This window comes from Streptomyces sp. Root1304 (assembly GCF_001426405.1).
GTDB lineage: Bacteria > Actinomycetota > Actinomycetes > Streptomycetales > Streptomycetaceae > Streptomyces.
On the sequence record NZ_LMEP01000012.1, the window covers coordinates 1,309,931 to 1,325,244 of the forward strand.

Consider the following 15,314-nt stretch of genomic DNA (forward strand, 5'->3'; position numbering starts at 1 on the left):
GTCCTCCGACGGCCGGGCCCCTTCGCGTGCACGGGACGGGGCCACCCCGGCCCCTTCGCGCGTACGAGGACGGGCCACCGGCCCCCTCGCACACCGGTCAGTGCAGCAGGTCCTCGCCGCCGTCCGCGGCCTCGACCTCTTCGCGGGTGATCCCGAGCAGGTACAGCACGGTGTCCAGGAACGGCACGTTCACCGCCGTGTCCGCGGCCCTGCGCACCACCGGCTTCGCGTTGAACGCGACCCCGAGCCCGGCAGCGTTCAGCATGTCCAGGTCGTTCGCCCCGTCACCGATCGCCACGGTCTGCGCCAGCGGCACACCCGCCTCCCGCGCGAACCGGCGCAGCAGCCGCGCCTTGCCCGCCCGGTCCACGATCTCGCCGGTCACCCGGCCGGTGAGCTTGCCGTCCACGATCTCCAGGGTGTTGGCGGAGGCGAAGTCCAGCCCCAGCCGCTCCTTCAGATCGTCCGTGACCTGCGTGAACCCGCCGGAGACGACACCCACCTGGTAGCCGAGCCGCTTGAGCGTACGGATCAGGGTCCGCGCTCCGGGCGTCAGCCGCACCTCGGCGCGGACCTTGTCCACCACCGACGCGTCGAGGCCGGCGAGCAGCTCCACGCGCGCGTGCAGCGACTGCTCGAAGTCCAGCTCGCCGCGCATCGCCGCCTCCGTCACCTCGGCGACCTTGTCCTCGCAGCCGGCGTGCGCCGCGAAGAGCTCGATCACCTCGTCCTGGATCAGCGTCGAGTCGACGTCCATGACGACGAGCCGCTGGGCCCGCCGGTGCAGCCCGGCGGAGACCACGGCCACGTCGACGCCGATGGTGTGCGCCTCGGTGGCGAGCGCGGTCCGCAGCGGCTCGGTCTCGCAGCCGGAGACGGCGAACTCGACCGCCGTGACCGGGTACTTCGCCAGCCGGAAGATGCGGTCGATGTTGCCGCCGGACTCGGCGATCCTGGCCGCTATGGCCGCCGTCCGCTCCGCGGTCAGCGGGTTGCCGAGGACGGTGACGTGCGAGCGCCCCTCGCCCCGGGGGCGGTTGTCGCCCGTGCCCGAGATGATCTCCGCCTGGAGCTTCAGCGACTCGGCCCAGCTGTGCACGGTGGCCCGGAGCTCGCCCTGCGAGGCGACGGTCGGTTCGGTGACGAGCGCGCACAGGACGAGGCGGCCGCGGGACACGACCTGCTCGATGTCCACGACGTCGACGGAGTAGGCGGCGAGGGTGTCGAAGAGTCCCGCGGTGATCCCGGGACGGTCCTTCCCGAAGATCTTGACGAGAAGGGTGGGAACGTCTGAGGTCTGCGATGCGCTCATGGTGCTTCCACCGTATCGGGCACCGCGTGCCACCCGACCCCCCGTCCCGCCCAGCGGACACCCGAGTGGTCGCGCACCTGTCCCGCAGGGGCCCGTACGGTACGCGCGGGCGCCCCACGGAGGGCTCCGTGGAGTTTCCGGGGCGGTCCGGGCGGAGCCTCTGCCGGGTCTTCACGCGGCCCGACTTTCGGAGAGGGGACCGGGCCTGAAATAGTTCCCCCGGATGATTCGCCATCCCTGGACTCCCCGCGACGGGGGTACATCGGGGGACAAGTAGTGGGGCATGGAGTGCCAGAACTCGTACTGGAATTGAATGGAAGGACCTGGACGCTCGATCCGTCCCGGTCGTACACCCTCGGCCGTGACCCGCAGGGTGACCTGGTCATCGACGACGCCAGGGTCTCGTGGCGCCACGCCACCATCAGCTGGGGCGGCCGGAGTTGGGTCATCGAGGACCACGGCTCCACCAACGGCACGTTCCTCCGGGGACAGCGGATCCACCAGGTGGAGATCGGTCCCGGCTCGGCCCTCCACCTGGGCAACGCGACCGACGGCCCGCGGCTGAATCTCGCCGCCGGAGCCCAGGGCGCCCCGCAGGCCCAGGTGCCGCAGGCCCAGGCCCAGCCCCCGGTGGCCCAGCCCGTCCCGGCCCACCAGGGCGTGGAGCAGGCCGAGTGGATCACCCACCAGGCCCCTCCGCAGCACCAGCCGCCGCAGCACCAGGCCCCGCCGCCGAACGACGGCTGGCAGCAGCAGCCGCCGGCGCAGGTGCCGGCGCAGCAGGGACACGGCCGGCCCGGCGCCGCCGCGGGGGCGTCGTCGGCCTACGCCGACCGCAGCCCCACCACGTTCCACCAGCTGGCCCTCGGCCACGTCATGCGGATCGGCCGTGCCCTCGAGAACGAGCTGGTCGTCTCCGACCTCCAGGTCTCGCGGCACCACGCCGAGTTCCACGCGACGCCCGACGGCCGCATGGAGATCCGCGACCTCGGCTCGCACAACGGCACGTACGTCAACGGTCAGCCGATCACCAAGGGCGGCAGCGCCCTGCTCGGCCCGAACGACATCGTCGGCGTCGGCCACTCGACGTTCCGGATCGTCGGCGGCCAGCTGGAAGAGTTCGTCGACACCGGTTCGGTCTCCTTCTCGGCCCGCCACCTCACGGTCACGGTCGACGGCGGCAAGCAGATCCTCAAGGACGTCTCCTTCGGCGTCCCGGAGAAGTCGCTGATCGGTGTCATCGGCCCGTCCGGCTCCGGAAAGTCCACGCTGCTCAAGGCGCTGACCGGCTACCGCCCGGCCAACGAGGGCGACGTCCTCTACGACAACCGCAGCCTCTACAAGCAGTTCGCCGAGCTGCGCCAGCGCATCGGTCTGGTCCCGCAGGACGACATCCTGCACAAGGAGCTGACCGTCCAGAAGGCGCTGCGCTACGCGGCCAAGCTCCGCTTCCCCGGCGACACCGCCGAGGCCGAGCGCGAGGCCCGGATCGACGAGGTGCTGCGCGAGCTGAAGCTCGACATCCACAAGGAGAAGAAGGTCACCTCCCTCTCCGGTGGTCAGCGCAAGCGCGTCTCGGTCGCCCTGGAGCTCCTGACCAAGCCCTCGCTGATCTTCCTGGACGAGCCGACCTCCGGCCTCGACCCGGGCATGGACCGCGATGTCATGCAGCTGCTGCGCGGCCTCGCCGACGACGGCCGCACGGTCCTCGTCGTCACCCACTCGGTGGCCGAGCTGGGTCTCTGCGACAAGCTCCTGGTGATGGCCCCCGGCGGCTCGGTGGCGTACTTCGGTCCGCCGGACGAGGCGCTGAACTTCTTCGGCTACTCCACCTGGGCCGACGTCTTCTCCGCCTTCGAGAACTACCGCGACTACGACTGGGCGGGCCGCTGGAAGGGCTCGCAGCACTACCAGCTGTACGCCGCGGACATCGACGCCGTCGCCGCGCAGCCGGTCCAGATGCCGCAGCAGGCGATGACCCGGCCGCCGAAGCCGCAGGGCTGGGGCTCCCAGCTGTGGACCCTGATCCGCCGCTACGTCTCCGTCATCGCGTCCGACAAGGGCTTCCTGGGCCTGATGGTGATCCTGCCGGCCGTGCTCGGCGCGGTCTCGGTGGTCATCCCGGCCGACTTCGGCCTCGGCTCGCCCAAGCCGCCGTCCCGCTACAACGGCGACGCCGGCACCATCATGCTGATCCTCGCGGTCGGCATGTGCTTCAGCGGCGCGGCCAACTCGGTCCGTGAACTGATCAAGGAACGGGTCATCTACGAGCGGGAGCGCGCCACCGGCCTGTCCCGCTCCGCGTACCTGATGTCCAAGGTCATCGTCCTGGGCCTGATCACCGCCTTCCAGGGCGTGATCATCTGCGGCATCGGGTTCTCCACGCGCCAGCTGCCCGAAGAGGGCCTGTTCATGCCGCCGGCCGTCGAGATCTGCATCCAGGTCATCGGCCTCGGCCTGACCTCGATGATGTTCGGCCTGGTCATCTCCGCGCTGGTGAAGACCGCCGAGAAGACCATGCCGCTCCTGGTGATGTTCGCGATCATCCAGGTCGTGTTCACCGGCATCCTCTTCCAGGTGTACGACTCGCCCGGCCTGGAGCAGTTCGCCTGGCTGATGCCCTCCCGCTGGGGCATCGGCGGTGCCGGCACCACGCTCGACCTCGGCCGCCTCATGCCGCCGTGGGACCACAAGAACCCCACCAACACCGACCCGCTGTGGGACCACACGGTCGGCCAGTGGAGCCTGGACCTCGGCATCCAGCTCCTGATGGCGGTCGTCTGCTGCGTCGTCGTGGCGCGGCTGCTCCGCCGCCACGAGCCCGAGGTCATGCGCAAGTAGCCACGGGACGTACTCGTACGCCGAAGGGCGGCACCCCGCACAGGGGGTGCCGCCCTTCGGCGTACGACAGCGGGGGTACCGGGATCAGTACGCGCTGTTCACGTTGTCGATGGAGCCGTAGCGGTCGGCCGCGTAGTTGGCGGCGGCGACGATGTTGGCGACCGGGTCGTACTGGTCGAACGCGGTGCCGGGCACGTGGTAGGTCTTGAAGGTCGGGTAGATGACCTGGAGCAGACCCTTGGACGGGATGCCGTTGATGGCGTTGATGTCCCAGTTGTTGATGGCCCGCGGGTTGCCGCTGGACTCGCGCATGATGTTCTTGTGCAGGCCGTTGTAGCTGCCCGGGATGTCGTGCTTGTCCATGATGAACAGCGCCTCGCGGATCCAGCCGTCGAGGTTGTTCGCGAAGACCGGGGTACGGGCGACGGAACGGCTCGCGGCGGCCTTCTCGGCGGCGCGCTTCTTCGCCTTGGCCTTCGCCTCGGCCTTGGCCCGGGCGTCCGCCTTGGCCTTCGCCTCCGCCTTGGCCTTCGCGGCGGCCTTCGCCTTGGCGTCCGCCTTCGCCTTCGCGTCGGCCTTGGCCTTCGCCTCGGCCTCCTGCTTGGCCTTCAGACCGATGGTGGTCTGCTGCTTGTCGATGCTGGCGGCCAGCGCCTTCGCCTGCGGGCTGTTCGCGTTGTACGACCAGGCCACCTGCTGCGTACCGGAGAGAGCCTGCGGCTCGGTCTCGGTGCTGCCGTTGCCCGGCACGAGGGAGAGAGTGAGGGCTGCGGCGCCCAGGGCGGCGACGCCGGCGATCGTGGCCTTGTGGGTCTTCTTCAGACCACGACTGTGGCCAGGGGTGTTCGCAGACATAACGGACTACCTCTTCGAATCGCAGGGGGTCGCTCCACCGGGGCGGTGTCTCGCCAACTCGGCGGCGACGGGGGCAATTCTTAGCGGCAGCAAAATCCCGTGGCAAAGGTGTGACGTACGATCCCGGGTAGTGGATCAGGGGCCCGTACAGGGGCCACAGAAGACCCCTGATGTCGGGCTCACCCCACTCTGACCCCCCATCCGGAGGTCCACTAGCGTGCTTCGTAAGTGATGTGGGTCCTATGCGCGGGCTCACATCGGGCCCGTAACAAACTCACCGCCCGTTGCGTGAGCAACGCGCACAGTGAGCCCCGTACGCCTGGGGGAGGAGAACGGCCCCCGGGCACTACGACCTAGGTCCCGCGGCCCCTCCACGGCGGTCTCCGGACGGATACGCACCGTCACGGCCCGCCGGTACGGTGGAACACATGAGCCATCGACCGAGCTCCGGCCTGGCCGCCGTGAGCACCGCACTCCTGGCGATGAGCCGCCACCTGGAGGTCCGCGACGTCCTCAAGACGATCGTCGCCTCCGCCCGCGAGCTCCTCGACGCCGAGTACGCCGCCCTCGGCGTCCCCGACGACCACGGCGGCTTCGCCCAGTTCGTCGTCGACGGCGTCAGCGACGAACAGTGGAAGGCGATCGGACCGCTGCCCCGGCAGCACGGCATCCTGGCCGCGATGCTCCACAAGGCCGAGCCCGAACGGCTCGCCGACGTCCGCGAGGACCCCCGCTTCGAGGGCTGGCCCGAGGCCCACCCCGAGATGTCCGACTTCCTCGGCCTCCCCGTCAGGGACGGGGACGAGACCCTCGGCGCCCTCTTCCTCGCCAACAAGCGCTGCCCGAAGGAGACCGGCGGCTGCGGCTTCACCGCCGAGGACGAGGAACTCCTCTCGATCCTCGCCCAGCACGCCGCCATCGCCCTCACCAACGCCCGCCTGTACGAGCGCAGCCGCGAGCTCACCATCGCCGAGGAGCGCTCCCGCCTCGCCCACGAGCTGCACGACGCCGTCAGCCAGAAGCTCTTCTCCCTCCGGCTGACCGCCCAGGCCGCCGCCGCCCTCGTCGACCGCGACCCCGCCCGCGCCAAGGGGGAGCTCCAGCAGGTCGCCGCGCTCGCCGCCGAGGCCGCCGACGAACTGCGCGCCGCCGTCGTCGAGCTCCGGCCCGCGGCCCTCGACGAGGACGGCCTCGTCCACACCCTCCGTACCCAGATCCAGGTCCTGGACCGCGCCCACAGTGCCCGCGTCACCTTCGAGAGCGCCGGGACCCGCGCCCTGCCCGCCGCCCAGGAGGAGGCCGTCCTCCGGGTCGCCCAGGAGGCCCTGCACAACGCCCTCAGGCACGCGGACGCCGGACTCGTCACCGTCTCCCTCGCCCGCGCCGGCCAGGGCGCGCGGCTGACCGTCACCGACGACGGCAAGGGCTTCGACCCGCGCACGGTCCGCACCGCCGGCCGCCACCTCGGCCTCGTCTCCATGCGGGACCGGGCCGGCGGCGTCGGCGGATCGCTCACCGTGACCTCGGCCCGGGGCGAGGGCACCACGATCGAGATGGAGGTTCCCGGTGGCTGACAAACGGATCCGTGTCCTGCTGGTCGACGACCACCAGGTCGTCCGCAGGGGTCTGCGCACCTTCCTGGAGGTCCAGGACGACATAGAGGTGGTGGGGGAGGCCTCCGACGGCGCCGAGGGCGTCGCCAGGGCCGAGGAGCTCCGCCCCGACGTGGTCCTCATGGACGTGAAGATGCCCGGCACCGACGGCATCGAGGCGCTGAAGCGGCTCCGCGCCCTCGACAACCCCGCCAGGGTCCTCGTCGTCACCAGCTTCACCGAGCAGCGCACGGTGGTCCCCGCGCTCCGCGCCGGCGCCTCCGGATACGTCTACAAGGACATCGACCCCGACGCCCTGGCCGGTGCGATCCGCTCCGTCCACGCCGGGCACGTGCTGCTCCAGCCCGAGGTGGCGGGCGCGCTCCTCGCCCAGGAGGACTCCCCGGGCGGTACGGGACGCGGCTCGACCCTCACGGAGCGGGAGCGCGAGGTCCTCGGCCTGATCGCGGACGGCCGCTCCAACCGTGAGATCGCCCGCGCGCTGGTCCTCTCGGAGAAGACGGTCAAGACGCACGTCTCGAACATCCTGATGAAGCTCGACCTCGCGGACCGCACCCAGGCGGCCCTCTGGGCGGTCCGCCACGGCCTCACCCGCTGAAGTGCGCCCCTCACGCGCCGGGGCGCACGACCGTTCAGTCCTTCATACCGTCGTGTGTATGTCCCCCGTTCGGCGCAACCTGCCGGGCGGTGGGGCGTTCTCCAGGGCGTGCTGCGGCTGACCGGCCGCAGCGATGACCAGGAGGACGTACCAGTGAAGAACCTCAAGAAGGCCGCCGCCGTCACCATCGTCGCGGGCGGCATCCTCGCCGCCGGTGCGGGTGCCGCCTCCGCCCACGGCGCCGAGGCCACGGGCAAGGCCCTCAACTCGCCGGGCGTCGCGTCCGGCAACCTGGTGCAGGTCCCGGTCCACGTCCCCGTGAACGTCTCCGGCAACACGGTCAACGTGATCGGCCTGCTCAACCCGGCCTTCGGCAACGGCGCCGTCAACGGCTGAGCCACCGCAGGACCGACCGGCCCCCGGGACGATCCCCCCGGGGGCCGGTCTCCTCTCTCGACGCGGTCCTCGCACCGCTCGGCGCCGGGCGCCTCCCGGGCTTCGGGTCCGCTGCGCCGGACTCCGTCCGTCGGATCAGGGCGGGTGTGTCGGGGCGAGGGGTTCAGAACCCCGGTTCCCGTTCCCTCTCCTCCACGTACGCGTTGTACGCGGCGACCTGCGCCCGCCGAGCCACCCGCTCCACCGGTCGCAGCGCATCACCCCGCGCCGCCATTTCCGACGCGCTCACCGCGCCCCCGTGGCCGTGGTCGTACGCCAGGTCCACCAGGAGTCCCACCCGCTGCGCCAGCTCCAGGACCCGCACCGCACGCGGCGGGTACCCGGGGGCCAGGACCTCGCGCCCCACCTCCGCCCGCGCCCGGTACGCCTCCCGTGCCGCGTCCGCCGCCGGGCCCGAGGCCGCGACGTCCAGCCGGGTCAGCACCGACGTCGCGTCCCGCAGCGCCTCCGCGAGTTCCCGCTCCGCCTCGCCGAGCGAGGGCACATCCGCCGGCGGCGCCTCTCGTACCGCCAGGCAGCGCCAGACCACCTCCACGTGGACGTCGCCCGCGGGCCCCGCCTCCGAGACCTCGGGCACCAGCCCGTACGGCGCGCCGAAGCCCACCACCGCCTCCTCCGCCTCCAACGCGCGCGCGTTGAAGTCCGGCGGCCCGCTCAGCCCCAGCGGATGACCCGGCGCGGGCAGCGCCACCCGCCACCCGGTCACACCGAGCCGCCGCAGCCGGCCGAGCGCCAGCGTCAGCCCCACCGGCCGCGCCTCACCCGGCAGCCCCTCCACGCGGTGCACCGCGTCCTCCCCGACAATGGCCAGCGCCGCCTCGTCCGGCGACACCGCCCCGGCCAGCAGGGCATTGCCCCAGGCGGCCAGACGTCCTGAGCGTGGTTCCGAAAGCATCCCCCAAGACTAGGGCGCCCCCGATGGCGCGAAGGAAGCCCTAGGGCTGTCATCACCCTCGGGGCCGCCCTCCGGGCAACGACGGGAGTGCGACGACAGGCCCTAGGGACCGGCCCGGTCCGTCGATAACGTAGGTTTTCCCCTGGACGCCGCGCCCACCGGCGCAAGGCGACGACTCGACTCGACCGCAAGGGGAGACAACGCGCTCATGAGCGATGTACTGGAGCTGGTGGACGTATCCGTGGTCCGCGACGGACGGGCTCTGGTGGACGAGGTCTCCTGGTCGGTCAAGGAGGGCGAGCGCTGGGTGATCCTCGGACCCAACGGCGCCGGCAAGACCACCCTTCTGAACATCGCCTCCAGCTACCTCTTCCCCACCAAGGGCACCGCCGACATCCTGGGCGAGCGGCTCGGCGGCGTCGGCACCGACGTGTTCGAGCTCCGCCCCCGCATCGGCGTGGCCGGCATCGCCATGGCGGAGAAGCTCCCCAAGCGCCAGACCGTCCTGCAGACCGTCCTCACCGCCGCGTACGGCATGACCGCCACCTGGCACGAGGACTACGACCCGGTCGACGAGGAGCGCGCGAGGGCCTTCCTCGACCGCCTCGGCATGAACGACTACCTGGACCGCAAGTTCGGGACCCTCTCCGAGGGCGAGCGCAAGCGCACCCTGATCGCCCGCGCGATGATGACCGACCCCGAGCTCCTCCTCCTCGACGAGCCCGCCGCCGGTCTCGACCTCGGCGGCCGCGAGGACCTCGTCCGCCGTCTCGGCCGCCTGGCCCGCGACCCGTACGCCCCCTCCATGATCATGGTCACCCACCACGTCGAGGAGATCGCCCCCGGCTTCACCCACGTCCTGATGATCCGTCAGGGCAAGGTCCTCGCTGCGGGCCCCGTGGAGATGGAGCTGACCTCCCGCAACCTCTCCCACTGCTTCGGCCTGCCGCTCGTCGTCGAGCGCGCCGGCGACCGCTGGACCGCCCGCGGCCTGCCCCTGAAGTAGCGGAACGGAGCGCCGGCGTCCCGCACAGCCGCCCGCGCACTGTCCCCGAGCACCCCACCGCCCCTACCATGACCACGTGGACATCGACGCGTGGGTCTGGTGGCTGATCGGCGCGGTGGGGCTCGGCATTCCGCTGGTCCTGACCGCGATGCCCGAGTTCGGCATGTTCTCGGCCGGAGCGGTCGCGGGGGCGGTGACCGCGGCCCTCGGCTTCGGCATCGTTCCCCAGGTGATCGTCTTCGTGGTCGTCTCGGTGGCGCTGGTCGCGGTGGTCCGCCCGATCGCCGCCCGCCACCGTGACGGCAGTCCCCGGCTGACCAGCGGCATCGACGCCCTGAAGGGGCGTCAGGCCGTCGTCCTGGAACGGGTCGACGGCAGCGGCGGAGGCCGCATCAAGCTCGCGGGGGAGATCTGGTCGGCCCGCGCGCTCGACACGGAACAGACCTTCGAACCGGGCGAGCAGGTCGACGTCGTCGACATCGACGGGGCGACAGCCGTCGTCATGTGACCGAACCTCGCCCATGAGGTTCCGGCGTCTGCGAAAATCGATCATCGAAGGCCACCCGGCAGTCAACCGGCAGCGAAGGGCACGGGGAACACGATGTCAGCAGTCATCATCGTCCTGATCATTCTGGTGGTGCTCGTCTTCATCGCCCTGATCAAGACGATCCAGGTCATTCCGCAGGCGAGCGCGGCGATCGTGGAGCGGTTCGGCCGCTACACCCGCACGCTCAACGCCGGCCTGAACATCGTCGTGCCGTTCATCGACTCGATCCGCAACCGGATCGACCTCCGCGAGCAGGTCGTCCCGTTCCCGCCGCAGCCGGTGATCACGCAGGACAACCTCGTCGTCAACATCGACACGGTCATCTACTACCAGGTCACCGACGCGCGGGCCGCGACCTACGAGGTCGCCAGCTACATCCAGGCCATCGAGCAGCTCACCGTCACCACCCTCCGCAACATCATCGGCGGCATGGACCTGGAGCGGACCCTCACCTCCCGCGAGGAGATCAACGCGGCCCTGCGCGGCGTCCTCGACGAGGCCACCGGCAAGTGGGGCATCCGCGTCAACCGCGTCGAGCTCAAGGCGATCGAGCCGCCGACCTCCATCCAGGACTCGATGGAGAAGCAGATGCGCGCCGAGCGCGACAAGCGCGCCGCGATCCTCACCGCGGAGGGCACCCGCCAGTCCGCCATCCTGACTGCCGAGGGCGAGAAGCAGTCCGCGATCCTGCGCGCCGAGGGTGAGTCCAAGGCCGCCGCGCTCCGCGCCGAGGGCGAGGCCCAGGCCGTCCGTACGGTCTTCGAGGCCATCCACGCCGGCGACCCCGACCAGAAGCTGCTCTCGTACCAGTACCTCCAGATGCTCCCGAAGATCGCCGAGGGCGACGCCAACAAGCTCTGGATCGTGCCCAGCGAGATCGGCGACGCCCTCAAGGGCCTCTCCGGCGCCTTCGGCAACAACGGCTCCGGCGCCCCCGGCTTCAACACCAAGGGCGGCGGGCCCGAAAGGCGAGACGAACCGCCGGTCGACTGACACGTACACGTAAGCCTCGTGCATGATCGGTGCGAGCCCCTCGACCCCGACGACCTCAGGGCGGGGAGGCGACTCGCTGACCATGTAAGGAGATGGCGTTGTCCATCTGGGAAGCCCTGGCAGTCTTCGCCGCCGGCATCGGCGCCGGCACCATCAACACCATCGTCGGATCGGGAACGCTCATCACGTTCCCGGTCCTTCTCGCGACCGGACTCCCCCCGATCACCGCGAACGTCTCCAACGCCCTGGGCCTGGTCCCCGGCTCCGTCAGCGGAGCCATCGGCTACCGGCGCGAACTCAAGGGCCAGAAGGCGCGCATCATCCGCCTCGGCGGGGTGGCCCTCCTCGGCGGCCTGATCGGCGCGATCCTGCTCCTGGCACTGCCGTCGGACGCCTTCGACGCGATCGTCCCCGTCCTCATCGGCCTCGCGCTCGTCCTGGTCCTCCTCCAGCCCCGCATCGCCGCCGCCGTCAAGCGCCGCCGCGAGCAGACCGGCACCGAGGCCCACCCCGACGGCGGCCCCGTCCTCCTCGTCGGCCTCTTCCTCGCCAGCATGTACGGCGGGTACTTCGGCGCCGCGCAGGGCGTGCTCTACCTGTCGCTGATGGGGCTGCTGCTCCATGACAGCCTGCAGCGGATCAACGCCGTCAAGAACATCCTCGGCGCGCTGGTCAACGGCGTCGCCGCCGTCTTCTTCCTCTTCGTCGCCGACTTCGACTGGACAGCCGTCCTGCTGATCGCCGTCGGCTCGACCATCGGCGGCCAGATCGGCGCCAAGGTCGGCCGCAAGCTGCCGCCGTCGGTCCTGCGCGGAGTGATCATCGCGGTCGGCGTCGTGGCGATCCTCCAGCTGACCCTCAAGTAGCGGGCGGGCCCGTACGAGCGAGAGGGCCCGCCTCCCCACACCGGGGGAGACGGGCCCACTCCGTACGGAACGACGTCACGCGGCCGCCTTCGCCAGCCACTCCGGCAGCGCGGACCGCTCGCTGGCCCGCAGCGCGAGCAGCATCGCGTCCGCCGGCGTCGGCTCGAAGGGCTGGTGCAACAGCGGCATCCCCGCCTGCTCCGGCGTCCGGTCGGCCTTGCGGTGGTTGTCCTCGGCGCAGGACGCGACCGTGTTCAGCCAGCTGTCCCCGCCGCCCTGGGCGCGCGGCACGACGTGATCGACGGTCGTCGCCCGCCGCCCGCAGTACGCGCACCGGTGCTGGTCCCGCACCAGCACCCCCCGTCTCGACCACGGCGCCTGTCTTCGGAAGGGCACCCGCACGTACCGGCAGAGTCTGATCACCCGCGGCACCGGGAGGTCGACCGCGGCGCCCCGCACACGAAGATCGGGATGGGCGTGCTCGACGACGGCCTTGTCCGTCAGGACCAGCACCACCGCACGGTTGAGCGTGACCGTCGACAGCGGCTCGAAGCTCGCGTTGAGTACCAGCGTGTCCCGCATTGTGCCCACCTCCCGTGTGCAGGCCCGGCCCCGGACGGGGCGGTGGGGCCTGGATCAACGATGGCCGGGCCGGCCGGGGTCGGACAACGCAATATTTCCCGCGCAACAAAAGATGCCCGCTTCTGATCTCTCCAAGACCAGAAGCGGGCAAACAACAGACGAACGATCAGCCGGTCGCGGGAGCCGCGTACTCACCGACCAGCTGGGCACGTCCCAGCGTGTGGAAGCGCAGGTTGAAGCCGATGGCCGCCGGCGACGCGTCGGCGTCGGGACCGAGCTTCTCGCTGTCCACCGCGTACACCGTGAACACATAGCGGTGCGCCGGGTCCCCCGCCGGGGGAGCGGCTCCGCCGAAGTCCCGGGAGCCGTAGTCGTTGCGGACGTGCACGGCCCCGGCCGGCAGCCCCTCGAACGACCCCGACCCGGCACCGACGGGAAGCTCCGTCACCGACGCCGGGATGTCGAACAGCACCCAGTGCCAGAACCCGCTGCCCGTGGGGGCGTCCGGGTCGAAGCAGGTCACGGCGAAGCTCTTCGTCTCCGCCGGGAACCCCTCCCAGCGCAGCTGCGGCGAGGTGTTCCCCGCCGCGTACACCTGCGCGTCCTTCAGGACCCCACCCGGCGCGATGTCGTCGCTCACCACGGTGAACGCCGCCACCGGCGGATGGAAGTCGTGGGGGAGCGGCGCCCTCTTGCCCTCGGACACGTCGAAACCTCCGGATCGCCCGTACTGCCTCAGCAGCCTTTACGGGGCCGAGCCTAGAGCCAGTTGCGGCGGCCGCCGACCTCGGCGAGCCACTGGTTCAGGTAAGCCGCCCAGTCGGTGGCGTGGAAGTCGTGCAGACCCACCTTGAACGCGCGGAACGAGTCGCTGCCCTCACCGAACAGACCCGGCTTCTTGTCCATCTCCAGGACGACGTCCATCTCACGGTCGTCGGCGACGAAGCTGACCTCGACCTGGTTGAGACCCCGGTACTGCTGCGGCGCGAAGAACTCGATCTCCTGGTAGAAGGGCAGCTTCTGCCGCGTTCCCCGGATGTGCCCGCGCTCCATGTCCGCGCTCTTGAAACGGAAGCCCAGCTGGAGGAAGGCGTCCAGGATGGCCTGCTGCGCCGGCAGCGGGTGCACGTTGATCGGGTCCAGGTCACCGGAGTCCACCGCGCGGGCGATCTCCAGTTCGGTCGTCACGCCGATGTTCATGCCCCGCAGCTGCTGTCCGGAGACCGCGGTCACCGGCGTCTCCCAGGGGATCTCCAGACCGAACGGCACCACGTGCACCGCGCCGGCCTTCACCTCGAAGGCACCACCGAGCCGGACCTTCACGAACTCGACGTCCTGCTTGTGCTCCTGGTCACCGCCCTCGACCTCGACCCGCGCCTGCAGTCCGACGGAGAGCCCCTCGATCTGCTGGTCGACGCTGCCGCCCTGGATCCGCACCTCGCCCTGGACGACCCCGCCCGGGACCACGTTCTCCTCGGTGAGCACCGTCTCCACGCTGGCCCCACCGGCACCCAGGCTCGCGAGCAGCTTCTTGAATCCCATGACCTTCACTCCTTCTCAGTCCTGACCCCTACATACGCGCGACGACCGTAGCCGGTTCCCCACCGGACCCCACTACGCTCGGGCGCCATGAGCGAGACCCCCGACCGTACGCCGCTCCCGCGCGCCTTCTTCGACCGCCCGGTCCTGGAGGTCGCCCCCGACCTGCTGGGCCGCACGCTCGTACGCCGTTCACCCGAAGGACTGATGGAACTGCGCCTCACGGAGGTGGAGGCGTACGCCGGAGCGATCGACCCGGGTTCGCACGCCTTCCGGGGGCGGACGGCACGCAACGCCGTCATGTTCGGCCCGCCCGGACACGCGTACGTCTATTTCACCTACGGCATGTGGCACTGCCTGAACCTGGTGTGCGGCCCCGAGGGCGAGGCGAGCGGGGTCCTGCTCCGCGCGGGGGAGTTCCTCCGGGGCGCCGACCACGCCCGCCCGCGCCGCCGCTCGGCCCATTCCGACCACGAGCTGGCCAAGGGCCCGGCCCGCCTGGCCACGGCCCTCGACATCGCCCGCTCACTGAACGGCACCGACGCCTGCGCCGGCCCCGAAGCCCCGCTCGCCGTGCTCACCGGCACCCCGCCCACCCCGGAGGAGATCAGGAGCGGCCCGCGTACGGGGGTGGGCGGCGAAGGCGCCCCGCACCCCTGGCGCTTCTGGATCACGGACGACCAGACGGTCAGTCCCTACCGGCCCCACACGCCCCGCAAGCGTCGCCTTGACTCGGGACGCCCGACCGCCTAACGTAGCCCGAGCAGCTGGACACGGGCCTGCTTGTTCAAGCACCCCGCAGCTGCCACCCACTACTCAAGATGACTCCCCAGCAGGGGCTTATTTCGGCATGCCGGAATTCGAATTCGAATGGCTCGATTATGAGCCGCCGAAGAAATCAGCTAAAGTAGTGACCACGCCGAGAGGCGAAAGGCAGCCAACAGGCCACCGGAAACAAACTCCGAACCGGAAACGGAACGGAAAAGGATCTGGTAAGGTTGGAAACACGAAGGGAAGCCCGGAGGAAAGCCCGAGAGGGTGAGTACAAAGGAAGCGACCGTTCCTTGAGAACTCAACAGCGTGCCAAAAATCAACGCCAGATTRGTTGATACCCCGTCCATCTTCGGATGGCAGGGTTCCTTTGAAAGTCCTGTCGGCCCTTGTGGTGGGCAGGCAACATACACAGCGAGGACGCTGTGGACAGTCGGCCT

The 15,314-nt window shown here is 70.6% G+C and carries 16 protein-coding genes; 9 read left to right on the plus strand and 7 right to left on the minus strand.

Annotated features, from left to right (window positions below; all coding sequences use genetic code 11):
• Window positions 1–97: 97 nt before the first annotated feature.
• Window positions 98–1,312, minus strand: a complete 1,215-nt coding sequence (serB, locus tag ASD33_RS18750) for a phosphoserine phosphatase SerB (RefSeq protein ID WP_056561282.1) — start codon at window positions 1,310–1,312, stop codon at window positions 98–100.
• A 276-nt stretch (window positions 1,313–1,588) separates the two neighbouring features.
• On the opposite strand from serB, the gene ASD33_RS18755 reads away from it, so the two are divergent.
• Window positions 1,589–4,153, plus strand: a complete 2,565-nt coding sequence (locus tag ASD33_RS18755) for an FHA domain-containing protein (protein WP_056561284.1) — start codon at window positions 1,589–1,591, stop codon at window positions 4,151–4,153.
• Between the two features lie 84 nt (window positions 4,154–4,237).
• Here the strand turns inward: ASD33_RS18755 and ASD33_RS18760 are convergent, their stop codons facing one another.
• Window positions 4,238–5,008: a transglycosylase SLT domain-containing protein gene (locus tag ASD33_RS18760; RefSeq protein ID WP_056561286.1), complete on the minus strand. Its 771-nt coding sequence runs from the start codon at window positions 5,006–5,008 to the stop codon at window positions 4,238–4,240.
• Window positions 5,009–5,436: 428 nt separating this feature from the next.
• On the opposite strand from ASD33_RS18760, the gene ASD33_RS18765 reads away from it, so the two are divergent.
• The 3 genes from ASD33_RS18765 (at window position 5,437) to ASD33_RS18775 (ending at window position 7,615) form a co-directional block, all read left to right on the plus strand.
• Entirely contained in the window at window positions 5,437–6,582 is a 1,146-nt protein-coding gene (locus tag ASD33_RS18765; RefSeq protein ID WP_056561288.1) for a GAF domain-containing sensor histidine kinase, read from the plus strand.
• Window positions 6,575–7,219, plus strand: a complete 645-nt coding sequence (locus ASD33_RS18770; protein WP_056561291.1) for a response regulator transcription factor — start codon at window positions 6,575–6,577, stop codon at window positions 7,217–7,219. The genes ASD33_RS18765 and ASD33_RS18770 overlap by 8 nt, the downstream gene beginning before the upstream one ends.
• 153 nt (window positions 7,220–7,372) lie before the next feature.
• Window positions 7,373–7,615 carry a chaplin gene (locus tag ASD33_RS18775; RefSeq protein ID WP_056561293.1) on the plus strand — a complete coding sequence of 81 codons (243 nt, stop codon included), beginning with the start codon at window positions 7,373–7,375 and terminating at the stop codon, window positions 7,613–7,615.
• A gap of 163 nt (window positions 7,616–7,778) precedes the next feature.
• Here the strand turns inward: ASD33_RS18775 and ASD33_RS18780 are convergent, their stop codons facing one another.
• Window positions 7,779–8,570: a hypothetical protein gene (locus ASD33_RS18780; RefSeq protein WP_056561294.1), complete on the minus strand. Its 792-nt coding sequence runs from the start codon at window positions 8,568–8,570 to the stop codon at window positions 7,779–7,781.
• Between the two features lie 208 nt (window positions 8,571–8,778).
• On the opposite strand from ASD33_RS18780, the gene ASD33_RS18785 reads away from it, so the two are divergent.
• The 4 genes from ASD33_RS18785 (at window position 8,779) to ASD33_RS18800 (ending at window position 11,982) form a co-directional block, all read left to right on the plus strand.
• Window positions 8,779–9,576, plus strand: coding sequence for an ABC transporter ATP-binding protein (locus ASD33_RS18785; protein WP_056561296.1), 798 nt, complete (start codon window positions 8,779–8,781; stop codon window positions 9,574–9,576).
• Between the two features lie 76 nt (window positions 9,577–9,652).
• Window positions 9,653–10,084, plus strand: a complete 432-nt coding sequence (locus tag ASD33_RS18790) for an NfeD family protein (protein ID WP_056561298.1) — start codon at window positions 9,653–9,655, stop codon at window positions 10,082–10,084.
• 93 nt (window positions 10,085–10,177) lie between these two features.
• Window positions 10,178–11,116 (plus strand): SPFH domain-containing protein, encoded by a 939-nt coding sequence (locus tag ASD33_RS18795; protein WP_056561300.1) that lies wholly within the window; start codon window positions 10,178–10,180, stop codon window positions 11,114–11,116.
• Window positions 11,117–11,208: 92 nt separating this feature from the next.
• A complete protein-coding gene (locus ASD33_RS18800; protein ID WP_056561302.1) occupies window positions 11,209–11,982 on the plus strand; it encodes a sulfite exporter TauE/SafE family protein in 774 nt (257 codons plus the stop codon).
• Window positions 11,983–12,057: 75 nt separating this feature from the next.
• Here the strand turns inward: ASD33_RS18800 and ASD33_RS18805 are convergent, their stop codons facing one another.
• The 3 genes from ASD33_RS18805 to ASD33_RS18815 form a co-directional block, all read right to left on the minus strand.
• The gene (locus ASD33_RS18805; protein ID WP_056561303.1) at window positions 12,058–12,564 is read right to left on the minus strand and encodes an HNH endonuclease; all 507 of its coding nucleotides are present in this window, start codon (window positions 12,562–12,564) and stop codon (window positions 12,058–12,060) included.
• Window positions 12,565–12,730: 166 nt separating this feature from the next.
• The gene (locus ASD33_RS18810; RefSeq protein WP_056561305.1) at window positions 12,731–13,270 is read right to left on the minus strand and encodes a YbhB/YbcL family Raf kinase inhibitor-like protein; all 540 of its coding nucleotides are present in this window, start codon (window positions 13,268–13,270) and stop codon (window positions 12,731–12,733) included.
• Between the two features lie 53 nt (window positions 13,271–13,323).
• Entirely contained in the window at window positions 13,324–14,106 is a 783-nt protein-coding gene (locus ASD33_RS18815; RefSeq protein WP_056561307.1) for a sporulation protein, read from the minus strand.
• A gap of 87 nt (window positions 14,107–14,193) precedes the next feature.
• On the opposite strand from ASD33_RS18815, the gene ASD33_RS18820 reads away from it, so the two are divergent.
• Window positions 14,194–14,856, plus strand: a complete 663-nt coding sequence (locus ASD33_RS18820) for a DNA-3-methyladenine glycosylase (RefSeq protein WP_056561309.1) — start codon at window positions 14,194–14,196, stop codon at window positions 14,854–14,856.
• 149 nt (window positions 14,857–15,005) lie between these two features.
• Here the strand turns inward: ASD33_RS18820 and ASD33_RS35935 are convergent.
• Window positions 15,006–15,314, minus strand: a 309-nt coding sequence (locus ASD33_RS35935) for a hypothetical protein (protein WP_206780091.1), incomplete at its 5' end; no start/stop codon positions are given.